23 protein-coding genes are annotated in these 23352 nt (G+C 66.1%); 16 read left to right on the plus strand and 7 right to left on the minus strand.

What is annotated here, in order from left to right; translation table 11 throughout:
* Window position 1 precedes the first annotated feature (1 nt).
* The 4 genes from BM436_RS22385 to BM436_RS22395 form a co-directional block, all read right to left on the minus strand.
* Window positions 2-439, minus strand: coding sequence for a type II secretion system protein (locus BM436_RS22385; protein WP_093557746.1), 438 nt, complete (start codon window positions 437-439; stop codon window positions 2-4).
* Window positions 440-518: 79 nt separating this feature from the next.
* Window positions 519-992 carry a type II secretion system protein gene (locus BM436_RS36395; protein ID WP_143133271.1) on the minus strand — a complete coding sequence of 158 codons (474 nt, stop codon included), beginning with the start codon at window positions 990-992 and terminating at the stop codon, window positions 519-521.
* A 59-nt stretch (window positions 993-1051) separates the two neighbouring features.
* Entirely contained in the window at window positions 1052-2281 is a 1230-nt protein-coding gene (locus tag BM436_RS22390; RefSeq protein WP_093557747.1) for a type II secretion system F family protein, read from the minus strand.
* Between the two features lies 1 nt (window position 2282).
* Window positions 2283-3986 carry a GspE/PulE family protein gene (locus BM436_RS22395; RefSeq protein WP_093557748.1) on the minus strand — a complete coding sequence of 568 codons (1704 nt, stop codon included), beginning with the start codon at window positions 3984-3986 and terminating at the stop codon, window positions 2283-2285.
* 136 nt (window positions 3987-4122) lie between these two features.
* Here BM436_RS22395 and BM436_RS22400 point away from each other — a divergent pair, with 136 nt between their 5' ends.
* The 15 genes from BM436_RS22400 (at window position 4123) to BM436_RS22470 (ending at window position 20519) form a co-directional block, all read left to right on the plus strand.
* The gene (locus BM436_RS22400) at window positions 4123-4839 is read left to right on the plus strand and encodes an ABC transporter ATP-binding protein (RefSeq protein ID WP_093557749.1); all 717 of its coding nucleotides are present in this window, start codon (window positions 4123-4125) and stop codon (window positions 4837-4839) included.
* 2 nt (window positions 4840-4841) lie between these two features.
* Window positions 4842-6548: an ExeA family protein gene (locus BM436_RS22405; RefSeq protein ID WP_093557750.1), complete on the plus strand. Its 1707-nt coding sequence runs from the start codon at window positions 4842-4844 to the stop codon at window positions 6546-6548.
* A 113-nt stretch (window positions 6549-6661) separates the two neighbouring features.
* A complete protein-coding gene (locus BM436_RS37190) occupies window positions 6662-7069 on the plus strand; it encodes a hypothetical protein (protein WP_093557751.1) in 408 nt (135 codons plus the stop codon).
* A gap of 140 nt (window positions 7070-7209) precedes the next feature.
* Window positions 7210-9081, plus strand: a complete 1872-nt coding sequence (mshL, locus tag BM436_RS22415) for a pilus (MSHA type) biogenesis protein MshL (RefSeq protein WP_093557752.1) — start codon at window positions 7210-7212, stop codon at window positions 9079-9081.
* Entirely contained in the window at window positions 9078-11309 is a 2232-nt protein-coding gene (locus BM436_RS37195) for a tetratricopeptide repeat protein (protein WP_177307426.1), read from the plus strand. The genes mshL and BM436_RS37195 overlap by 4 nt, the downstream gene beginning before the upstream one ends.
* Window positions 11310-11314: 5 nt before the next feature.
* Window positions 11315-13018: a GspE/PulE family protein gene (locus BM436_RS22425; protein WP_093557754.1), complete on the plus strand. Its 1704-nt coding sequence runs from the start codon at window positions 11315-11317 to the stop codon at window positions 13016-13018.
* Window positions 13018-14226, plus strand: a complete 1209-nt coding sequence (locus tag BM436_RS22430; RefSeq protein WP_093557755.1) for a type II secretion system F family protein — start codon at window positions 13018-13020, stop codon at window positions 14224-14226. The genes BM436_RS22425 and BM436_RS22430 overlap by 1 nt, the downstream gene beginning before the upstream one ends.
* A gap of 11 nt (window positions 14227-14237) precedes the next feature.
* Window positions 14238-15839, plus strand: a complete 1602-nt coding sequence (locus BM436_RS22435; protein ID WP_093557776.1) for a hypothetical protein — start codon at window positions 14238-14240, stop codon at window positions 15837-15839.
* Window positions 15836-16525, plus strand: a complete 690-nt coding sequence (locus BM436_RS22440; RefSeq protein ID WP_093557756.1) for a hypothetical protein — start codon at window positions 15836-15838, stop codon at window positions 16523-16525. The genes BM436_RS22435 and BM436_RS22440 overlap by 4 nt, the downstream gene beginning before the upstream one ends.
* Window positions 16522-16971 (plus strand): hypothetical protein, encoded by a 450-nt coding sequence (locus tag BM436_RS22445; RefSeq protein ID WP_143133273.1) that lies wholly within the window; start codon window positions 16522-16524, stop codon window positions 16969-16971. Before BM436_RS22440 ends, BM436_RS22445 begins: the two co-directional genes overlap by 4 nt.
* Window positions 16958-17689 (plus strand): hypothetical protein, encoded by a 732-nt coding sequence (locus BM436_RS22450; protein WP_093557758.1) that lies wholly within the window; start codon window positions 16958-16960, stop codon window positions 17687-17689. Before BM436_RS22445 ends, BM436_RS22450 begins: the two co-directional genes overlap by 14 nt.
* 1 nt (window position 17690) lies before the next feature.
* Window positions 17691-18392 (plus strand): type II secretion system protein, encoded by a 702-nt coding sequence (locus tag BM436_RS22455; protein ID WP_093557759.1) that lies wholly within the window; start codon window positions 17691-17693, stop codon window positions 18390-18392.
* Window positions 18393-18397: 5 nt separating this feature from the next.
* Window positions 18398-19186 carry an ABC transporter permease gene (locus tag BM436_RS22460; RefSeq protein WP_093557777.1) on the plus strand — a complete coding sequence of 263 codons (789 nt, stop codon included), beginning with the start codon at window positions 18398-18400 and terminating at the stop codon, window positions 19184-19186.
* A complete protein-coding gene (locus tag BM436_RS22465) occupies window positions 19186-19917 on the plus strand; it encodes a hypothetical protein (RefSeq protein WP_093557760.1) in 732 nt (243 codons plus the stop codon). The genes BM436_RS22460 and BM436_RS22465 overlap by 1 nt, the downstream gene beginning before the upstream one ends.
* A 17-nt stretch (window positions 19918-19934) precedes the next feature.
* Window positions 19935-20519 (plus strand): prepilin-type N-terminal cleavage/methylation domain-containing protein, encoded by a 585-nt coding sequence (locus BM436_RS22470; RefSeq protein WP_093557761.1) that lies wholly within the window; start codon window positions 19935-19937, stop codon window positions 20517-20519.
* Here the strand turns inward: BM436_RS22470 and BM436_RS22475 are convergent.
* From BM436_RS22475 to BM436_RS22485, 3 genes are all read right to left on the minus strand, one after another.
* On the minus strand, window positions 20516-20800 hold the full coding sequence (locus BM436_RS22475) for a PAAR domain-containing protein (RefSeq protein WP_093557762.1): 285 nt from the start codon (window positions 20798-20800) through the stop codon (window positions 20516-20518). The two genes, BM436_RS22470 and BM436_RS22475, sit on opposite strands and share 4 nt — an antisense overlap.
* A 26-nt stretch (window positions 20801-20826) precedes the next feature.
* Window positions 20827-21678: an SEL1-like repeat protein gene (locus BM436_RS22480; protein ID WP_229490612.1), complete on the minus strand. Its 852-nt coding sequence runs from the start codon at window positions 21676-21678 to the stop codon at window positions 20827-20829.
* Window positions 21679-22066: 388 nt separating this feature from the next.
* Complete coding sequence (locus BM436_RS22485) at window positions 22067-22987, minus strand: SEL1-like repeat protein (protein ID WP_229490614.1); 921 nt, start codon at window positions 22985-22987, stop codon at window positions 22067-22069.
* Between the two features lie 147 nt (window positions 22988-23134).
* Here BM436_RS22485 and BM436_RS22490 point away from each other — a divergent pair.
* Window positions 23135-23352, plus strand: a 218-nt coding sequence (locus BM436_RS22490) for a transposase (RefSeq protein ID WP_143133274.1), incomplete at its 3' end; no start/stop codon positions are given.

The raw sequence follows: 23352 nt of genomic DNA on the forward strand, positions 1-23352 counted from the left end.
CTTAATCACATTCCGTCATGGCGGGCAAGGCTCCGACAACACCGGTCGCTTCGGTGTAGGTGAATTTGCAGCCAGTATGGCTGGAATCAGTAGCAACCTCGCCAGCAGTAGCCGTTACATAGTCATTCAAACTTGCTGCAATGATAATTCCTGCATTGGTGGGAAATCCCGTGGTAGTCATGACCACACCATCATAAGTCTGCGCGGTACTTGGCGATCCAGCCACCAACCAACGGCCATGGAACAAAGCAGCCGCCGAAGCGACAGCACCATGAGCACCCTTCAACTTCGCGTAACGCGCATCCGCGCCCAAATCCGCAAACTTCGGCAAAGCGGTAGCCGCCAGGATGCCCAGGATTACGATTACGACGATCAGTTCGATAAGGGTAAAGCCAGCTTGAGCACCACGACGCAGCGAACCCACTTGTTTAATTTGCATGTAAAACTCCAAAGAAATCAGAAAAGAGAAAATGTGACGATTTGTCGCTAGCTATTCGCTAGTATGTTTAACGACAGTATCACTCGTCAACTTGAATCAGTGTTACGCCGTCAACAACTTCCGGCGTTTCTGTTAGCTTGGCGGGTTTTGTGGGCAAGCGAACGAATTTTACTCTGAAAACCCGACGTTCAAATGAGTCCCCAAGAAAACTTTTTTTACTGCTGAACACATAGACAAGTTTAAGTTGAGGCCGGTCAAAATACCAGTTTCCCGGCGGGATTCCCTGAGCCGAGGAATTGTTAAATTCACCACGGTAGTTTTCCGGAATACGTTGGAGTAACAAAATTGGGTTTTGGTTCGCCAAAACCAAAGGATTCAGCTTCTTCCCCTGTACCTGAGCCTCATATATCTTGCTGTTGAGCGCGGCTTGCATGTTCGCCACCAGCTTTTGAACCCCTGCGCGCTCCGCTTCCCCTTGGTAGAACGATAGGCGTTCCAGCAATAGTCCTGTCAGGATGCCAAAAATGATGGCCACCACAGCCAGCTCATACATGCTGAAGCCTCGCGCACGCGTCCGTTGGCTCGGCACAACAGATAGTGAGGCACTTTTCATCAATGCATTGCCGCTTTACCCAGATCCCAGATAGGCAGGAAGATGCCAAGTGCCAGAACGAGCACCATGGCTCCCAAAAAGGTGATCATGATCGGCTCGATCTGCGATGACAATGTCTTAAGCTCATAGTCCACTTCGCGTTCGTACATCGCCGCGATCTCGTCCATCAGATCGTCCAACGAGCCTGACTCTTCGCCGATGGCGATCATTTGCAGAACGATCGGGGTAAAGATTTTGGCCACAATAGCCGTACGCAAGATGCTATCTCCGCGCTCCACACTATCCCGCATCTGTTCAATTTGAGCACTCAGGTAGGAGTTGTCGGCAGTCTGCGATACCACCGTCAAGGCCTGCACGATGGGCACGCCGCTGCGGCTCGACAGCGCAAAGCTGCGGGCGAAGCGCGCCATGGTCGCCTTGTGGATAATCTTGCCAGCGATGGGGAACTTGAGCTTGTAGCGGTCCCATTTCAATAGTCCCGCCTTTGTATTGGTCCAGGCGCGGAAACTGAAGTATCCACCTATTGCTCCAACAATCAGCGCCGGCCAGTACTCGACGGTGAACTTGGAGCTGGCGATCAGTATCCGCGTCATCAACGGTAGTTCGGCTTTGAAGCTCTCGAACACCTTCACAAACTGCGGAATGACGAACACATTCACCACCACCATCGCCAACACCATCGCGATGATCACGAAGGTCGGATACCGCGTGGCGCTTTTGACACGCTGCTTCATCTCCCGGTCGAACTCCAGGTGATCGAACAACCTCAGCATCACCTCATCCAGCTTACCCGTCATCTCCCCCACCCTCACCATGGACAGGTAGAAGTTGTTGAACACGGTGGGATGCTTGTGCATGGCGGCCGACAGCTCGCGGCCCGAGTCCAGCGACTCCCTCAAATCCTTGATCACCCGCCCGAAGGACTTGCTGATGGCCGATTCCTGCAACCCCGCCAGCCCCTTCATGATCGGCACGCCGGACTTGAGCAAGGTATACAACTGCCGGCTGAACAGCTGCACGTCCATCGACGTGACCTTCTTCTCGCTGAACCGGGTCCACCAGTCCTCGCCGTCCTTGGCCGCTGCGGCTTGGCGCGTCTGCGTAATCTCCACCGGCGTGACGCCGGAGCCGAACAGCTGGTCGGCCACCGCGTTGCTGTCGGCCCCCTCCAGCACGCCCTGCATCAGTTCGCCGCGCGCGTTGCGGCCCTTGTAGGCGAAATGCGGCACGTTACTCCTCGATCTGGTTACTGATGCGCATCGCTTCGGAGATCGTCGTGCGGCCCTGGATCACCAGGTGCACCGCGTGCCGGCGCAGCGTCTCGCCACGCATCTGCGCGTGCGCCACTTTCAGGAAATGGCTCGGATCCGGGCTGTTGGACGCGTCGACCACGGCCTGCGTCATCTCCAGCAGTTCGTACACGCCGGTACGGCCGCGGTAACCCATGCCGTTGCAATGCGAGCATCCCTTGCCGTGGAAGTAACGCGCCATGTCCACCTTGTCCTTCAGCTCCAGCTTCAGCCACTCGTGCTCGGTCGGCGTCGGCGTGTACTGGGTGGTGCAGCTTTCGCAGATCACCCGCACCAGGCGCTGGGCCAGCACGGCTTGCAGCGAGCTGCCCACCATGTAGCGCGGCACGCCCATGTCCATCAGGCGCAGCGGGGTGCTGGCGGCGTCGTTGGTGTGCAGCGTGGACAGCACCAAGTGGCCCGTCATGGCGGCGCGCAGGCCGATCTGCGCGGTTTCCTGGTCGCGCATCTCGCCGACCAGCACGATGTCCGGGTCTTGCCGCAGCGCGGAGCGCAGCACGCGCGCGAAGTTCAGCTCGATCTTCTCGTTCACCTGCACCTGGTTGATGCCGGCGAGGCGGTACTCGATCGGGTCCTCCACGGTGATCAGTTTCTTTTCCACCGAATTCAGCTCGGCCAGCGCGCTATACAAGGTGGTGGTCTTGCCGGAGCCGGTGGGACCGGTCACCAGCACCAGGCCGTTGGGCCTCTGCACGATGGCGCGGAACTTTTCCAGCACGCTGCGCGGCATGCCGATCGCGTCCAGCCGCAGATTGGTGTTGCCTTGATTAAGCAAACGCATCACCACCGATTCGCCGTATTGCGTGGGCAAAGTGGAAATACGGACGTCGATGCGCTGGTTCTTCACGCGCACGGCGAAGCGGCCGTCCTGCGGCAGGCGCTTTTCCGAGATATCCAGCTCGGACATCAGCTTCAGGCGCAGCGCCAGCGCCGGCGCGATCTTGATGTCGGACTCGGTCTGCAGGTGCAGCACGCCGTCGATGCGGAAGCGGATCTGCAGCCGGCCTTCCTGCGGCTCGATGTGAATGTCCGAGGCGCGCACCTGGGTGGCGTCGTCGAACACGGACTGCAGCAGCTTGACGATGGGCGCCTCTTCCAGCCCCGGATTGGCGGCCAACGCGCCGAAGTCGACCGAGACGTCGCCCAGATCCTGCTCCAGCTCGCGGGCCAGGTCGGTGATGTCGTCGGTGCGGCGGTAGATGCGGTCGATGACGCCCAGCACCTCGGTCTCGTTGACCACCGCCAGTTCGATGTTCTGTTTAACCAGCCGCGCGATCTCGTCGTAAGCGAACAGGTCGGTGGGATCGGAGATGCCGACCAGCAGCGCGCCGCGGCGGTCCTCCAGCACCACCGCGCGGAAGCGGCGGGCCTGGGTTTCCGGCAGCAGGCGCACCAGCTCCGGATTGATGTTGTAGAACTTGAGGTTGATGTAGGGGATGTTCAGCTGGCGGGCCAGCGCGCCCGAGATCTGTTCCTCGGTGACGAAATTGCTTTCGATGAAGACCCGCCCCAGCTTGCGGCCGCTGCGCTTCTGTTCGGCGAGCGCCTGGCCCAGTTGCTCTTCCGTCAGCAGCTTCTGCTGCACCAGGATCTCACCTAAGCGGACTTTTTCGGGCCGTGCCATACACTACTCCAAACGTTACACAATGGTCGCGGCCATTTTATTCCAGAAAGTCCCTTTCTCCGAATATATGTATAGGCCACTGGCGAAAGCAGTCCGATATTTGCTACAGTAGCGCGTCCCCACCCTGCCCCAGCACATGAGCCCACCCGCCCTGCGATTCCTGAACGTGGCCAAGCGCTATGCGCAAAGCGCCGTGCTGAGGGACATCACGCTGGACGTCGCGCCCGGCGAGATCTTCGGCCTGGTGGGCGTGAACGGCGCGGGCAAGACCAGCCTGATCAAGTGCCTGCTGGACTTCCAGGCCCTGGACGGCGGCCGCATCGAAATCTTCGGCGTGGACAGCAAACTGCCGGCCGCGCGCCGGCCGCTGGCCTTCCTGCCGGAGCGCTTCACGCCGCCCTACTACCTCACCGGCGAGGATTTCCTCAAGTACGTGCTGACGCTGCACGGCCGGCAATACGACCCCGCCGACACCGCCCGCACCCTGGACGCGCTGGACCTGGAGCACGCGGCCCTGAAGCGCACAGTACGCGCCTATTCCAAAGGCATGACGCAGAAACTGGGACTGGCCGCCTGCTTGCTTTCCCATAAGCAACTGTACGTGTTGGACGAGCCCGCCAGCGGACTGGACCCCAAGGCGCACGTCCTGTTCAAGCGGCGCATGCGGCATGTGCGCGAAACCGGGGCCGCCGTGTTCCTGACCTCGCACGCGCTGGCGGACATCGATGAACTGTGCGACCGCCTGGCCATCCTGCACGACGGACGCCTGCAATTCGTGGGCACGCCCGACGAGTGCCGCGCCCGCTATGGCGCGGACACGCTGGAACAGGCCTTCATGGCGAGCATAGGCTGACCATGTACCTGGACTATTTCGGCCTGCTCCAGCCTCCCTGCGCGCCAGACGCGGACGCCTCCTTCTTCCACGCCGACGCGGCGCGCCGCGAACTGCTGGGCGCGCTGACCTACGCGGCCAGGCATGGCGACGGCATCGTCAAGCTGACCGGCGAGCGCGGCAGTGGCATGACCATGCTGTGCCGCGCGCTGGGCGCGCAGCTTGCGGAGCACGCCAGCGTGGTCCACCTGGAGGCGGAGCAGCTGAGCCCGCTGGGCGTGGTGCATGCGACGGCGATCGCGCTGGGCCTGAACCCGGATGGCAAGCTCAGCGATGAAGTCATGCGCATGCTGCAGTCTCATCTGGAACAGACGCACGCCGATGGCAGGCACGCCGTGCTGATGGTGGAACAGGCCGATACCTTGCCGCCGGAGACGCTGGAGGAAATCCGCCAGTTGACCAATCTGGAAGCGCCGCAACACAAGCTGCTGCAGGTGGTGTTGCTGGGCCAGCCCGAGCTGAACACCATGCTGCGCCAACCCGCCATGCGGCAATTGCGTGAACGGATCACGCTCAGTTTCGTCATGCCGGGCATCGCGGCGGCGGACGTGGCGGAGTTGCTGGCCCACCGCTTGCGCGCAGCCGGGCGCGACGGGCCGGACCTGTTCGCGTCCGACGCGACGCGCCTGATGGCGGGCGCGGCGCACGGCGATCTGCGGCGGCTGATGTCGCTGGCCGACAAGGCGCTCAAGGCCGCCGCCGCGGCACAATCGCAAGCCGTATCGGCCGACCACGTGCGGGAGGCCATCAAGGACAAGTCGGCCACGCTGCGCGGACGGCTGCTGGGGCGGCCCGCCGTGGCGGGTGCGCTCGCGGCGCTGGCGGTGATCGGGCTGGGATTCGCGGCGCTGGCGTTCAGGCAGGCCACTCCGGCAGCCAAGCCGGCGGCGAAGACGACACCCGCGCCGGCCCCACAGTTGGCGGTCGCCCCGCAGGCGGTGGCGGCGCAGGCAACGGCGGTCCCCGCAGGGGACGTGCCAGCAAGCGCGCCGGGTTCCGCCCTCGCCGAGGATTCCGCGCGGCCAAATCCGCAGCCATCGCTCGTTCCGGCGACAACGACGGCGCCGGTGCTCGCGCCAGTTGCAACTCCAGCGGCGGCCATGGCGACGCCCGCGGCCACACCAGTCGCCACAGCCCTATCGGCCGCGCCAGCAGTAACTGCCGCAGCGCCTAAGGCGGCCCCCGCAACGCCATCAGTGGCAGCAGCCTCGTTGACCGCGCCGGCGGCCAGCGTCAAGCAGACGCTTACGTCGTCGACGGCCCCGCTCCACCCCCAGGCAACGGCCGCATCCTCACAGGAAGCGGTAGCGAACACAAGCACCTCCGGCCTGCTCCAGCAATCGCTGCGCGCCACCAAGGCCTGGCTGCGCGAAGAGCCCGAGGACAACTACAGCATCCAGATCGAAAACTTCCCCGCCGCCGACGCCAAACGCGCCGAGGCCTTTCTTGAAAAGGTGCGCGACGCGATCGGCCTGAAGGATGTGCACGCCTATCCGATGCTGGTCGACGGCGAGCGCCGCATCGCCATCGTCTACGGCAGTTTCAGGTCGGCGCAGAAGGCGCTCGACACCCAGGCCCTGCTCACCGAGCGCTGGGGCACCAAGCCCAAGATGCGCAACATCAAGGGCATCCGCGCCGCCATCGCCCGCGCCGAGGCCGCCAAAAGATAGGAACGCAACACTCCGCGCTCCCGCGCGCTCATCAATTGCCGTTTGCGCTACGCTGGCTATCAGCAGCTACCGATCGATCTCATAAAGCTGCAATCGCTGGAAAGGAATTAGCCATGCAAACATTTCCAATCACGACGGCTGGCGGAACCCTGATACGGGCATTCGAACTCGAGCACGCCTACATCACGATCCACGACATCGCCACCGTCCTGACATCCACCGAGGGCGTGTCGCATGTGCGGCGCCGCCGCCGGGCCCGCGACATCCGCCTTGAATTCAGCTATCACGACCGCCCCTTCGTGGTGTGGGAACCCCACGGCGACATCGGACGATTCTGGATCGGGCCGGAAAACGCCGACGGCTTCGGCGACGAGGTGATGACCCTGAAAACCAGGTTCGACGCCTTCCGCCCCCGCCTGCCGCGCCTGCTGTACGGCCATCTGATGACCTCGTGGATATTCACCCATCCATTCAAGAAGCGCCATAGCAGGCGCGCCCGGCTGCTGGCCCGGATTGAATGAGGACGCGCAAGGCGGTCCAGGCTCGAAAGAATTTACTCTCGGAATTTGATTTGTGCGCCGTGCTTGTTGTTTTTGTTGGATGATTCAGGCATCCTTTCAAATACACAACATTTCTTGAGCCCGCCTGGAGCGCCCTGCATATGATACGAATTGCCGCGCCCTTGCTACCGCTGGCCTGCGCCTTGTTGGCGGGCTGTGCCACGCCGCGCCTGCCACTGTCGTCCACCCACCTCGCGGAAGAGCCGCGCGCCGAGGGCGCCATTCCAGACCCGGTGCGCCAGAGCGCGCTGCTGCCCCCACCCAAGCCGTCGGCCAAGGTGGAAACGTATAGCGTCACCGTGCACAAGGTGCCGGTCCAATCCCTGCTGTTCGCGCTAGCCCGCGACGCCGGCATGAACGTCGACATCCATCCCGGCATCGAGGGCACGGTCACCTTGAACGCGCTGGACCAGACGCTGCAGCAACTGCTGTCGCGCATCGGCCGCCAGGTGGACATGCGCTACGAGATCGACGGCAACAACCTGGTGGTGCTTCCGGACTCGCCGGAGTGGCGCAACTACAAGGTCGACTACGTCAACATCGCCCGCAGCACCAGCAGCAACGTGAACATCGCCACGCAGATCTCGACCACCGGCGGCAGCGCCGGCGGCGGCAGTAGCAGCAATCCGGTCGGCGCGGCGGTGGCTGGCGGCACCGGCACATCCGGTTCCGGCGGCACCGGTACTGGCGGCACGGGAAGCAACAACTCCACCACCTCGGTCTCCAACCGTTCCGACAACAACTTCTGGTACAGCCTGGAAAAGAACATCCGCGACATGCTGCGCGCCTCCACGCTGAACGACGTCACGCAGGACCCGCTGGCCCAGATGGCGCAGCAGCAGGCGCAGGCTCAGGCACCAACCCAGCAGCAACAGGGCGGCGCGGCCTTGCCCATGGGTGCTGGCTCCCCGTTCCCGGCCGCCGACAACACGCAGTTGGCCGTCGCGCCCGCGCCCGTTCAGCGCAGCCGCGTCCGCTACGACCCTTCCATCGTCGTCAACGCGGAGACCGGGTTGATCGCGGTGCGCGCCACCGCGCGCCAGCACGAGAAGATCCAGGAGTTCCTGGACCTGGTGCTCAACAGCGCCAAGCGCCAGGTGCTGATCGAGGCCACCATCATCGAGGTCAAGCTGGGCGACCAGTACCAGCAAGGCATCAACTGGTCGCGCATCGGCAGCCGGCTGAACTTCAGCCAGGGCCAGGTGGGCACGGCCCCGCTGCCATCGGGCGTGCTGCCCAACACGTCGCCGGGCGCCTTCATCCTCAACTATGTGAACCCGGGCAACCTCACCGCGACCATCCAGCTGCTGGAGTCGTTCGGCAAGGTGAAAGTGCTGTCCAGCCCGAAGATCAGCGTGCTCAACAACCAGACCGCGATGCTGAAGGTGGTGGACAACAACGTCTTCTTCACCATCAAGGTCACGCCCGCCGTGCTCAACGCCAACGGCACGGTGACCGCGCCGGCCACCTACGAATCCAAGCTGGAAACGGTGCCGGTGGGCTTCGTGATGAGCGTGACGCCGCAGATCGCCGAGAGCGACGAGGTGACGCTGAACGTGCGCCCCACCATCACCCGCATCGTCGGCTATGTGCAGGATCCGAATCCGGCGCTGGCGGCCGAGAAGGTGATCAGCCGGGTGCCGGTGATACAGGCGCGCGAACTGGAATCGATCATGAAGGTCAGCAGTGGCCAGGTGGCGGTGATGGGCGGACTGATGCAGGACTCGGTCGACAACGCGAAGGATGGCTTGCCGCTGTTTAGCTCGCTGCCCGTGATCGGCAACCTGTTCGCCTACCGCAACGAGAACGCCGTCAAGACCGAGTTGGTCATCTTCATGCGGCCGGTGGTGGTGAAGGACGCCAGCGTGCATGGCGATTACAAGGATTACCGCTACCTGCTGCCGGGCCAGCAGGCCGCGGTGGACGCGCCGTATTCCGAACCGGCGCCACTGTCCAGGCCGGGGGCCTTATGAGTTTGCTGATGCAGGCGCTCAAGAAAGCGGAGCGCAACCGGCAGGACGCGCTGCCGGACGAGGACATGCTGGAACCGCCCTCGGCGGCGTTCGACGACCTACTGGCGCTGACGCCGCAAGACGTGATTCAGGGCCGTGTTCCCCCGTCGCACGCCGAATTCACGCTGGAACCGCTGGATGAGCAGCGGCCGCCCGGCTCCGCCGACCGCCGCGCGCCCAGGGACGACAAGGCCGAGGAGCAGATCCCCGCGCTGTTGCCGGCCGAGGAAGTGCTGCACGACCCCACGCCGCCGCAGTCGCGGCGCGAGCCGGCGCGCGGTGTTGAGCGGCCCGCCGAATTGTCCTTGCAGGAACTGACGCCGCTGCATCTGGACGCGGCCTTGTCCTCCGCCGAGCCAGCCAATCCGCTCTCTCCGCTCAGCACCTCGCGCCCGATGACGCTGGACCTGGAACTGCATGCGGACGCGACGCCCCTGGCGCTACAAGTCGGCCCGGCCGACAAGGACTTGGCGGACCTCGGCGCGATGGAGTACGCACCGCCAACCGACGCCGGCATCCATGCCGCCACGCGCGCTGGTAGCGGCGCCGCAGGGGGCTTTGACCCGGACACCGCGTCGGCCTCAGCCACCACAACCGCCACCGGCGCGGCAGCGGTGGCAGCCAAAGCCGCAGGCAACGTCGGCGGCGGAACCGCTCCGCACTCGCCCTCTCTCTCGGCCAGTGGCTACCGCGCCGCTTCCGCACCGAGTACCGGCATCGGCCCAGGTGGCGTCTCGGCCGGCCCGGTTATCGGCGCCGCTGGAGAAGCGAACGCAGGTACCGCCGGGAGTGGGAGCGCGGCCGCCACGACGGCAAGCACGGCCACAGCGGCCGGCACGGCCGCGGGCGCCTCCAAGCCTCCCTCCGGCGCGGCTGCCCGCGCCCGTGCCGCCGCCGCGCGGACGGCGGCCGAGCAGGATAAAGTGGGCTGGGACCCCGCCCGCGTGCGGCTGGCGGCGCTGAGCACGGCCTTGGTCCTCATCCTGGCGCTGTTTGGCTATATATATTGGCGGGCGACCAGTTCGCCCGGTCCCGGCGCGGCCCTGCCCATGGTGCCGATGCCGCCGCCCAACGCGACGGGCGCCGCGCCCGCGCTGGTCGTCACGCCGCCCGCCGGCTCGCCGGAAGCGATCGCCGGCTCCGGCGCGCCCGGCGATCCCGGCGTCCCACCAGCGGACGCGGTTTCCCCTTCCGCGGATGCGGCCGCGGGCTACCCGCCTGTCCCAGCCCCCGGCGCCGCGCAACCAGTCCCGTCCCCCGCGCCCGGCAGGCCCAGCGACGTGGCGGGCGCGATCCAGGGCGCCCGCACCCCGCCGGACGCCGACCTGCAACGCGCGCTGCAACAGGCGGCGGCGGAACAGGCCGCGATGGCCGCCTCCGCCGCGGCTGAAGGACGGCCGCCCCAGCCCGGCCCGACTCACGCAATGCCCGCCGCGCAGCCGGCGCAGCAGAGTCCCGGCTGGAGCGTGCAGGCGGCGTCGCCATCGTCCCAGCCCGGCGGCGACATCAAGGTCACGCGCAGTAGCGCGCCGCCACGCATCAGCCCCGTGCTGCAAAGCGGCTACCAGGCCTTCACCGCCGGCGACCTGACCGCCGCGGCGCAGCACTACGACGCCGCGCTGCGCCAGGAACCGAACAACCGCGACGCCCTGCTCGGCCACGCCGCCGTCGCCGTGCGCCAGAACGCCTCCGCGCAGGCGGCGTCCACCTACATGCGCCTGCTGGAACTGAATCCCAGCGATCCGGACGCGCTGGCCGGCCTGCTCAGCCTGCGTCCCGGCGACACCGGCCAGAGCGAAACGCGCATGAAGGATTTGCTGCGCCGCTCGCCGGACTCCGGCCCGCTGCTGTTCGCGCTGGGTAACCTGTACGCCCGCCAGGCGCGCTGGACCGACGCGCAGCAAGCCTATTTCCGCGCCTACAGCGCCAGTCCGGACAATCCCGACTACGCCTTCAACCTGGCCGTCGGCCTGGACCGCCTGAACCAGCGCAAGCTGGCGCTGACCTATTACGAGCGCGCGCTGGCGCTGGCCCAGGCCGGTCCCGCCGCCTTCGACCGCGAAGCCGTGCGCCTGCGCACGCGGCAGCTATTGGCCCCGCCGGCCCCACCGGCCGCGCCCGCCAACGCCCCGGCGGCCGTCCCCATGCAACCCGCCACGGAGGCCGCTGCCGACGGCTACCGTCCCTGACCGTCATGCCTGAACAAGCGAAAATCCCCCTCGGCAAACTGCTGATACGTAAAGGCGTCATCAGCGAAGACCAATTGCGCATCGCGCTGATCGAACAAAAACGCAGCGGCGAGCCGCTGGGCAAGATGCTGATCTCGCTCGGCTTCGTCACCGAGGCCACGATGCGCGAGGCCCTCAGCGAAAACCTGCACACCCCCAGCGCCGACCTGAACAGCCTGGTGGTGGACGCCATCGCCCTCAAGCTGATCCCCAAGGACGTGGCGAAGCGCTACCGCGTGTTCCCCATCGTCTACGAGCGCGACACGGACAACCTGGTGCTGGCCATGTCCGACACCGCCAACATCGTGGCGCTGGACCAGATCAGCGCCATGCTGGTGCAGGGCATCACCATCACGCCGCTGCTGGTCAACGAGTCCGACATCCAGCGCGCCATCGACCAGTACTACGGCTTCGAGCTGTCCATCGACGGCATCCTGCACGAGATCGAAACGGGCGAGGTGAACTACGCCAGCCTGGGCACCGTCAGCGACGAATACAGCCAGCCCATGGTGCGCCTGATCGACGCGCTGCTGGCGGACGCGGTGCAGAACGGCGCCTCGGACATCCACTTCGAGCCGGAACAGGGTTTCCTGCGCGTGCGCTACCGCATCGACGGCATCCTGCGCCAGATCCGCAGCCTGCACAAATCGTACTGGCCGGCGATGGCGGTGCGCCTCAAGGTGATCAGCAATATGAACATCGCGGAGACGCGCGCGCCGCAGGACGGCCGCATCTCCATCAAGTTCTCCAGCCGCCAGATCGACTTCCGGGCGTCCGCCCAACCCACCACGCACGGCGAGAACATCGTGCTGCGCGTGCTGGACCGCCAGAAGGGCATCGTGCCGCTGGACGGCCTGGGCCTGGGCGAGAACGAGCTGACGCTGCTGCGGCTGATGATCGCGCGCCCGCACGGCGTGATCCTGGTGACCGGTCCCACCGGCAGCGGCAAGACCACCACGCTGTACTCTATCCTGAACCACATCAACACCGAGAGCGTGAACATCATGACGCTCGAGGACCCGGTCGAATACCCGATGAACATGATCCGGCAGACCTCCGTCAACGAGTCCGCCAAGATGGGCTTCGCCGAGGGCATCCGCTCGATGATGCGGCAAGACCCGGACATCATCCTGGTGGGCGAGATCCGCGACCGGGAAACGGCCGAAATGGCCTTCGCCGCCGCCATGACGGGCCACCAGGTGTACTCCACGCTGCACACCAATTCGGCCATCGGCTCCGTGTCGCGGTTGCTCGACATCGGCATCGTGCCCGACATCATGGCCGGCAACATCATCGGCATCGTGGCGCAGCGCCTGGTACGGCGCCTGTGCCAGTACTGCCGCGAACCGTTCACGGCGGACAACCTGGAACGCAAGCTGCTGGGCCTCGGGGCCGAGGCCGCCCCGGCCGTGATCCACCGCGCGGCCGGCTGCCAGCGCTGCGGGCACCAGGGCTACAAGGGCCGGCTGGCCATCATGGAACTGCTGAAGATGAACGGCGAGCTCGACGAGCTGGTGGGCCGGCGCGCCTCCGCCCGCGAGCTGAAGGCCGCCGCGCACGCGGCCGGCTTCCACACGCTGGTGGACGACGGCATGCGCCGCGTGCTGGAGGGCGTCACCACGCTGGAGGAAGTGTCGCGCGTGGTGGACCTGACGGACAGGCTGAGCTGATGCCGCACTATCTCTACACGGCCATGGACGCCGCCGGCGAGGTCATGCCGGGCAATATGGACGCCGCCAACGTGCCGGACCTGGAGCTGCGCCTGGGCCGCATGGACCTGGACCTGATCGACTACACCGTCACGCGCGACAAGCTGCTGGTGCTGGGCCGGCGCGCCATCACGCGCGCGGACCTGATCAACTTCTGCTTCCACATGGAGCAGATGAGCGGTGCCGGCGTGCCCATCCTGGAGGGCCTGTGCGACCTGCGCGAGAGCATGGACCACCATCCCCGCTTCCGCGAGGTCATCACGGGTCTGGTCGAGAGCATCGAGGGCGGCCAGCAACTGTCGGACGCGCTGGCCGCGCACCCGGAGGTGTTCGACCGCACCTTCACCAGCCTGGTCCACGCGGGCGAGCAAAGCGGCAAGCTGGCCGAGGTGTTCCGCGACCTGTCGGACAGCCTGAAATGGCAGGACGAACTGGCCGCGCGCACGCGCAAGATCGTCACCTACCCGGCGGTGGTGGCGGTGGTGGTGATCGCCGTGACCTTCTTCCTGATGATCTACCTGGTGCCGCAGCTGACCTCCTTCATCAAGAACATGGGCAACGAGCTGCCGCTGCACACCAAGGTGCTAATCGCGGTCTCCAACGTCTTCATCGGCTACTGGTACGCGATCCTGATGCTGCCGGTGGCGGCCTGGTTCGGCGGCCGCTGGTGGGTGCGCCGCAGCGACCGCGCCCGGCTGGCGTTCGACGCCTTCAAGCTGCGGGTGTGGGTGGTGGGGCCGGTGCTGCACAAGATCATCCTGGCGCGCTTCGCCACCTTCTTTGCACTGATGTACGCGTCCGGCATCACCATCCTGGAATGCCTGCGGCTGTCCGAGGGCATCGTCGGCAACCGCGCGGTGGCGGCCGGGGTGCGGCGCGCCGGGCAACTGATCTCCGAGGGCTACAGCGTGACGGCGGCCTTCCAGAACACCGGCATCTTCCCGCCGCTGGTGATCCGCATGCTGAAGGTGGGCGAGGCCACCGGCGCGCTGGACCGCGCGCTGCACAACGTCAGCTATTTCTACGACCGCGAGGTGAAGGAACTGATCGACCGCGCGCAATCCATGATGGAGCCGGCCATGACGGTGATCCTGGGCCTGCTGCTGGGCTGGATCATGCTGTCCGTGCTGGGTCCGATCTACGACACGATAGGCAGCATCAGGCTATGAGGGGGTTGATCGTGTCGCAACTTCACCTGTTCTATCTCAGCAGCGAAGGCCTGGACGCCTGGCTATGGAGCGGCGGCGCGCTGTCGCACCGGGCCAGCTTCGCGCCCGGCCGCGCCGGGGTGGACGCCTTCATCGACTACCTGGAGCCCTACGGCGCCACGCCGGCCTACGTCCTGGCCGACCTGGTGGAGGAGGACTTCCAGCGCCTGCTGCTGCCGCACGTGGGCGGCAAGGCGGGCCGCAACCTGCTGGCGCGCCGCCTGCAACAGCAGTACCGGGAGACGCCCTACCGCCGTGCCACCATACAGGGCCGCGCCGACGAGGGCCGGCGCGACGACGTCGTGCTGCTGTCGGCGCTGACCAATCCCGCGCTGCTGCAGCCGTGGACGGAGGCGATGGAGCTGCTGAAGGCGCCGCTGGGCGGCCTGTATTCGGCCTCGATGCTGGGCACGGCGCTGGTGCGTACGCTGGACCTGCGGGGCGAGGACAAGTTCGGGCACCTGCTGCTGGTCACGCGGCAGTCGGCCGGCCTGCGCCAAAGCTATTTCCTGGACGGCCAGCTCAAGTTCAGCCGCTTGACGCCCTCGGTGGACCGCGACGGCGACGCCGTCAACGTGGCGGTGGAAGTGGCCCGCACCCAGCAGTTCCTGACCAGCTCGCGCCTGCTGGAACGCGGCGTGCCGCTGGACGCGGTGCTGCTGGCGCCGGAGGCCGACCTGGCCGCGCTCGCGCAGCAATGCAAGGACGGGCCGGAAACGTCCTACCACTTCATACCGATGACGGAGGCGGCCAAACAGGCGGGCATGGACGCGGCGCCCGCGCTGGCGGACGGCCTGCTGCTGCACCTGCTGGGCGACGCGCGGCCGGCCAGCCACTACCCGCTGGGCGCCGAGGGGCGCTATTACCGCTTCTGGCGCGCGCGCGTCTCGCTGTACGCCTCCAGCCTGGTGCTGGCCGCCAGCGCGCTGGCCTGGATGAGCGTGAACCTGTGGGGCTACGCGCAGGCCAGCAGCGCAGCGGCGCAGCTGGCGCAGGAAACCAGCCGCTACGACGCGCAATACCGCGCGGCCATGGCGCCCATGCCGCCCACGCTGGCGCCCACGGCGGACATGAAGGCGGCCGTCACGGTGGACCGGCTGCTGGCCGCGCAGGCGCCCCGGCCGCTGGAAATGCTGTCCGTGCTGAGCATGGCGCTGGACCGGGCGCCGCAAATCCAGATCGTGTCGCTGGACTGGCGCGTGGGCGACGGCGCCGGCGCCGCCAACGCCAACGCGGTCCCCGGCCTGCCTGCCGATCCGGCCATGTTCGGCCCCGGCGCGGACGGCGCCCCCGTCACCACGCCGATACCGTCGCGGCTGCTGGGCATTCCGCAGCGGGCGGCGCAAACGCTGCGGGTGGAGGCCGAGGTGCGGCCGGCCCACAACGGCTACCGCGACGTGGTCAACAGCATGAACCAGCTGGCGCAGGATCTGGCGCGCATGCCCGGGCTATCGGTGGCGATAGAGCGGCCCGCGCTGGACATGCGGCCCGAGGTGAAACTGAGCGGCAAGGCCGACATGAACGAACCGGCCAAGCCCCACCAGTTCGTGCTCAACCTGGTGCAGCGGCCATGAGCCCGGCGAAGAACGTGGCCAAGAAACAGCCGTCGGCGCCGCTGCCCTGGTGGCTGCGCGAATTCTCGCAGGTGCGCACCGCGCTGCTGGTGTTCCTGGTGGTGCTGGCCTGCTCGGTGAGCGCCGTTGTGCTCAGCCGCTGGGCGCTGCACGAGGCGCAGGCCAGCCAGACCAGGGCGCAGCAGTTGCGCAACGAGGCGCGCCAGCGCTATGTGAACGTGGAAACCGAAAAACTGGAGATCGCCACCTACCAGCCGCTGTTCGCCATTCTGCGCGAACGGGGGCTGATCGGCCAGGAGAACCGGCTGGAATGGGTGGAGGCGATCCGGCAGGTGCAGGAGCAGCGCCGCCTGCTGCCCATCAGCTACGAGATCGCGCCGCAGCAGCCGGTGGTGATGGAACCGGCGCTGGACCTGGGCGGCTACAGCATGCGCGGCAGCAGGATGAAGCTGCACATGGACCTGCTGCACGAGGGCGACCTGTTCAGCCTGCTGTCCGACCTGCGCGCACGCACCCACTTCACGGTGCAGGAATGCGCCATCAAGCGCGCCGCCGGCGCGGGCAACCCCGTGGCCGCGCCCGACGCGCCGCTGGCCCCCGCCCTCAGCGCGGACTGCACGCTGAACTGGCTCACGCTGACACCCACCGCCGCGCAAGCCGCGCCACCCATGGGGACCCGGCCATGAGACACGCCCGTCCCGTCCCCCCGATGCGCGGCCACCGGCTGGCGCTCGCCGCGGCGCTGGCCGCCTCGCTGCTGGCGCAGCCGTGCCTGGCGCAGAACCAGGCGGCGCCGCTGGGCCGCCTGTTCAACACGCCGCAGGACCGCGCCTTGCTGGACGCGCGCCGTCTGCAAGGGGGCGCTCCCGTGGAACCCGCACCGCCGCCGGTCGCCGCGCCCGCCGAACAGCCGCCCCCACCTCCACCGCCCATGCAGCTGAACGGCGTGCTCCTGCGCAGCAACGGCAAGTCCACCGTGTGGGTCAACCAGTCGCCCCTGCCTGAGGGCAGCGGCACGGTCGCGAAGGACCGCTCGGTAACCTTGCGCCTGCCGTCCGGCCAGCGCGTCACCCTGAAGCCCGGCCAGAGTTACGATGAATCCACCGGAGTGATACAGAATGAAGGGCAATAAGGTGCGCGCAAACCGCCAGCGCGGCGCCGTGCTGCTGATCCTGCTCGCGGTGCTGGCGCTGGCCGGCTCCTCCTTGCTGATGTCCGCATTCGGCCAGGCCAGACCGCAGGAGCGCCGTGAACAGCGCACGCTGGCGCTGATCGCGCAGGCCAAGGACGCGCTGGCCGGCTTCGCCACCGTCAACGGCCGCCTTCCCCGGCCCGCCGTGTCGGCCACCGACGGCACCGAGAGCGGCACGCTGTGCGCCACGGACCAGCAGTGCGCCGGCTTCCTGCCCTGGGTCGCGCTGGGCATCGAGGGCGTGGACGCCTGGGGCAAGCGCCTGCGCTACAGCGTGACGCCGGCGCTGACCACCTATGAATACCAACCCGCCACCGCCGTCGCCACCCGCACCGTGCAGCTGCGCGGCGCCGACGGCGAACTGGCCTACCTGGCCGGCGGGCCGCAATGCACGCCGAGGACACAGTGCGCCGCCGCCGTGATACTGTCGCACGGCCAGCGCAACTACGGCGTGACCGAGACCGGCGACGAGCAACTGAACGCCGGCATCGACAACGACGACGAGACCGCCAACGCCACCGGCAGCGTGCATTTCATCACCCGCGTGGCGAGCGCCGATGCGCAGCGGCCTGGAGGAGAATTCGACGACCTGGTCGCGTGGATGCCGCTGGACCAGTTGTTCAGACAGATGCGCAGCGCCCGGACGCTGCCCAATTAACATGAAACCAAGTGCACAAAAAGGCTTCAGCCTGGTCGAAATCGCCATCGTGCTGGTCATCGTCGGCCTGATGATAGGCGGGCTGCTGACGCCGCTGACCATGCAAATCGAACAGCGCAAGATCGCCGACACCCAGCGCGCGCTGGAGGAGGCGCGCGACGCGCTGGTCGGCTACGCGCTGCGCTACGGCCACCTGCCCTGCCCCGCCATCTCCGCCACCGACGGCCAGGAGGACCGCAACGGCGCCCGCTGCACCGACGAGCGGCGCGACGGCTTCCTGCCGTGGGCCACGCTGGGCCTGCCCAAGCTGGACAGCTGGCAGCACCTGTACCGCTACAGCGTGACGCCGGCCTTCACCGACAGCGCCAACCGCTTCAAGCTGGTGACGCCGCGCGACATCAGCGTCCACACCCGCGACGCGACCGGCCAGGCGACACCCGCCACGGCCGCGTCGGACATCCCGGCGGTGATCCTGTCGCACGGCAAGAACGGCTACGGCGCCAGCAGCGAGCTGGGCATCCCGGTGGCGGGCGCGCCGCGCGGCAACGCCGACGAGCAGGGCAACGCCGTCTCGGACGTCGACTTCATGGCGCGCGGCGCCAGCGACGGCCGCGCGCCCGGCGGCGAATACGACGACCTGGTGGTGTGGGTGTCGCCCAACATCCTGTTCAACCGCATGGTCGCGGCGCAGGTGCTGCCGTGAACGCCATGAGCGGCGCGCTCCACCCCGTGTTGACCATCGCGCGCTACACGCTGCTCGAGGCGCTGCGCAACCGGCTGCTGTGGGTGCTGGCGGCGCTGGCGCTGGGCGCCGTGGGCATCGCCGGCTTCCTGCAAGAGCTGGCGCTCACTGAAAGCCGCGAGCTGCAGGCCGCGCTGCTGGCCGCCATGCTGCGGCTGGCGGCCGTGTTCGTGGTGGCCGTCTTCGTCGTCACCAGCATGGTGCGCGAGGCGCAGGACAAGGGACAGGAACTGCTGCTGGCCATGGCGCTGCCGCGCGCGGCCTACCTGTTCGGCAAGCTGGCCGGTTACGCCGCGCTGGCCGCGCCGCCGGCGCTGCTGTCCGGCGCGCTGATGCTGGCCTGCGCGCCCGCCCAAGGCGGCGCGCAGCAAGCGGCGCTGTGGACGCTGTCGCTGCTGTGCGAACTGTGGCTGGTGGCGGGGTTCAGCCTGCTGTGCGGGATCACCTTCACCCACGCCCTGCCCGCGCTGGCGGCGGCGCTGTCCTTCTACCTGCTGGCCAGGATGGCGGGCTCGCTGCAACTGATGGCGGCCCACCCGGCGCGGCCGCGGGACGCGTCGCAGCACTGGTTCGGCATGGGAGTGGACGCCATCGCCGCCCTGCTGCCCAAGCTCGACCTGTACACCCGCACCGAGTGGCTGGTGTACGGGACGGGCGGCTGGCCGGACCTGGCCGCCATCGCCGCGCAGACCGCGATCTACCTCGCGCTGCTGTGCGGCGCGGCGCTGTTCGACCTGTACCGGAGGGCGCTGTGATGGCGCAGAAACCCCTGTCCAGCGTGCCCCGGCCCGTCTTGGCGCTGCTGGCCGCCGCCCTGGCCGCGCAACTGGCGTGGAGCGGCGCGGCACGCCCCCTTGCGCCGCCCGGGAGTTCCGCGGCTACCGGCATGCCGCCCCCGCCGCCGCTGGACGCGCTACGCGTCGCCAGCCTGGGCGAGCCGCTGGCCGCGTCGCGCCTCGTCATGCTGCACGCGCAGTCGCTGGACGAGCGGCCCGGCGCCCAGGCCAGCTGGCGCGGGATGGATTACGCCGCGCTACGGAGCTGGCTGGCGCGCGCGCTGGACCTCGATCCGCGCAGCCAGTATCCACTGCTGGCCGCCAGCCACGTCTACAGCGCGGTCAACGACCAGGCCCGCACGCGCGTCATGCTGGACTTCGTGCACCAGCGTTTCAAGGAAGACCCCGACCGCCGCTGGCCCTGGCTGGCCCACGCCGCCATCGCCGCCCGCCACCAACTGCGCGACCCGCGACTGGCGCACCAGTACGCGCAAGCCCTCCGCCTGCACGCCACCGGTCCCACGGTGCCGGCCTGGGCGCGCGAACTGGACACCGTGCTCCAGAGGGACACCAGCGGGCTGGACGCGTTGCGCGCGGTCGCCGGCGGCCTGCTGGCCGGCGGCCACACCACCGACCCGCACGAGCTGGAACTGCTGTCGCGCCGGCTGGAGCAAGCCGACGCCGCAGCCGCCGGCAAACCAGGATTTTGAACTCGAAAGGAACCATCATGCATAACCACACCAAACAAACCGGATTCACCCTGGTGGAAATCGCCATCGTGCTGGTCATCATCGGCCTGCTGCTGGGCGGCGTGCTGAAAGGCCAGGGCCTGATCGACAGCGCCAAGGTGAAGAACATCATCCAGCAATCGACCTCGCTGACGGCCGCCGTGAACGCCTACCAGGACAAGTTCCGCGCCCTGCCCGGCGACGACCCGCTGGCCACCACCCACGTGCCCGGCGCCACCGGCAACGGCAACGGCGACGGCCAGATCGCCGAATACCAGCTCGCGCCGCAGCACCTGGCGCTGGGCGGCTTCATCACCGGCTCCTTCAACGGCACCACCGACTTCATGACCAGCGCCCAGGGCGGCGCCGTCTACCTGTACAACGACGTGGTGGGCGGCCGCGGCGGCAACGGCGTACGGCTGGACAACCTGCCGGACGGCTTCGCCGAGCAGATCGACTCCAAGCTCGACGACGGCAAGCCCAACACCGGCTCGGTGCGCGCCAACGTGGGCGGCGCCGTCAACCCGGCCGCCACCTACACCACCAACGGCGCCATCGTCACCCGCACCGCCGTGTTCTTCTAAGCGCCCCCCACCGTCGCGTCGATGCTGCCTATCAGCTTGCAGCCGCACTCGGTCCGGCAATCATGCACGGCGACGGGGATACCGCCGACGGTCAGCGTCGCGTGCGCGGTGATGATTTTGTTGACGCCGTGAGGCCGCCCGCCGGGATAGAACTGGGGACAGGCGACCTCGTCACCAAGCCTGGCGATGGCGCGGCCGGCTATGTCATGCGTGGGCGAGCCGGTGACGACCTTGCCGCCATGGTCGGTGCTGTCGCCGACGGTGATGATTTTTAAAGGCATATGATCTCCTTGCCGTGACATGCGGATCAATAGGTCGGAGGTCCGTCCGGTTCAGGCGTAATCACATCCTCAATTCCTCTCCAGGCGGGAAGCTTCGCCGGAGGCAAAGGCAGGAATTCATCCAGCCTGCCCAATTTCAGATCGGGGTTGATTTGAAGTGCGTCACTGATCGCTTCATACCTGCCCTTCCGTTCCGGATCTACCGCAATTCCCATGATGCTCAACGCTTGCCATTCCTTCGATTCAATCCCACTCCAGTGGCCTTTAGAAAAGAGCAGGTAAAGCGCGTCGGCGCAGTCTTTGCTGCCGAACTTCACACCTGTCTGGTAGGTTGCGAGCGCATCTCCATAACGCGCTTCTACACTGGCTCGTATCCCGAGCCGGTAGGCGGCAGGTCCGTGCCCTTGCCGAAAAGCGCATTGCAGCATAGCAACCTCGTCTTCCGACCGGTCCGCATCACTATACGCGTCAGCCAAAGCCAACTGCGCATCTGGACTGCCCAGTTGCGCGGCTTTTAGATAGTAAGCCCAAGCAATATTCTGATCGTGTTGGGCCCCACCATAGCCATACTGGTGAGCAACGCCCAAGTCATAAAAGCCCCAGGGCTGGCCCGCCGCCGCCGCTTGGCGGGCGATCGCAACCATCTTATCCACGTTTTTATCCAGCACATGATTGGACGACAGAGGTCCCAGCCCCGTTCGGTAAAAATATGCCAGCAGAGCCTTGGCACCCCAATCGCCTTTCTCCGCCGCAAAACTTACGTCAGCGTAAATGCTCTGGGCCTCCTGCAGCGTCAGCTCCCATTCTATTTTGCTGCGCCAGAGCTTGCGCGCCGCCATATATCGCTGATACACAATGGGGTCGCGTGTCGATGGCATGTGATCCTTCCAACGCATGCAACGTGGGATCGGATCGTTCACGTTGAAACCTGTAAGACCTGCTGGAATTGCATGCATCGCTCTATGCTCCAAATAACTATTTAGCGAATAAGACGCAGCCGTAGTCGAAACGGCCAGAGCACCGCAAAGAAACCACCGCTTGGTTTTGGATATTGTCTTCATACCAAGGGAACGCTAGGGCATTCGGGCTTGCTGCCTCCGTGCCGCCCATCACCGGGGCAGAGTTGAGGACAGCCTACCCCGCCTCCAAGTCGGGCGATGGCGCGGCCAGCTATGTCAGGGGAGAGTGATCCGCTGCCGACCTTACCGCCGTGGTCGGTGCCCTCGCCGACTTCGATGATTTCCAAAGGCACGTGTCCTCCGCGCATCAATAGGTCGAGGGCCCATCCGGTTCAGGCGTAACCACGTCGGAAACGCCCCGCCAATCCGGAAGCTTCGCTGGCGGCAACGGCAGGAACTCATTCAGTCTATCTAGCCTCAAGTCAGGGTTAATCTGTAAAGCTTCGCTGATGGCTAGATAACGTCGGCCTCGTTCCTGATCCGTCGTTATTCCTGTGACCTCGAATATCTCTTTTCTTTCTGCCATCCGTACATCTGGGTTGAACATCAGATATAAATTATCGGCACATATTCGGCTACCAAACCTCACTCCTTCATGGTATAAATTAAGTGATTCCCAGTACTTCCCCCTCACCTCTGCGCGGAGAGCCAGCTTATAGGCGGCAGGGCCGTGCCCTTGCTGAAACGCGCATTGCCACATCGCATCGTGAGCGTCTGAGCGACCAGCATTCTGATACGCTTCGGCCAGCGCCATCTGCGCATCGGGACTGCCAACCCGCGCCGCCTTCAAATAGTAGGCCCACGCGATATCCTGGTCGTATATCGCACCGCCATAGCCATGTTCGTGCGCGACACCCAAATCGTAAAATCCCCACGGCTGACCTGCAGCCGCAGCTTGACGCGCGATCTCAACTGCTTTTTCTGCATTCTTGTCGAGCACCTTATTTGACGAAAGAGGCCCTAGTCCAGTTCGATAAAAATAGGCCATCAAAGCACGCGCACCCCAATCACCTCTTTTCGATGCCATATCGACATCACTCAATATCTTCCGAGCTTCAGAATGGGTGAGTTCCCATTCAATCTTGCTCCGCCAAAGTTTGCGCGCTTGCATATAAAAATCATACGTAGCCCGATCGCGGGTCGCAGGCATATGCTGCTTCCAGCGACTGCAATCAGGAATTGGATCGGCCACCCGGAATTCGTGAAGTCCTTCAGGCATGCGGTGCATGACCATCTCCCTCAGATAGTCGACGAAAGAAAAGATAGCGATCCCCGTGACAAGCATGAGGCCGCCCTTTATCAACCTGAGATAGCCCCCTGATTCACCGGACACGGCCTATGCGCTATTCTTACGGATAGGAATAGGACTGTGCATATGACTAGGAACAAGCAAACGATCGAAGTGGTAACCGTGAGCCAGGAACGCCGCCGGCGCTGGTCCGCCGAGGAAAAAGCTGCGCTGGTGCGCGAGACATACGAACCAGGCATGAGCGTATCGCTGGTCGCACGCAAGCACGGCGTCGGCGCGAGCCAGCTGTTCAACTGGCGCAAGCTTGAGCGCGAAGGCGCGCTGACGGCCGTGACTGCTGGAGA

It is taken from the genome of Pseudoduganella namucuonensis (assembly GCF_900116645.1).
GTDB classification, from domain to species: domain Bacteria; phylum Pseudomonadota; class Gammaproteobacteria; order Burkholderiales; family Burkholderiaceae_D; genus Rugamonas; species Rugamonas namucuonensis.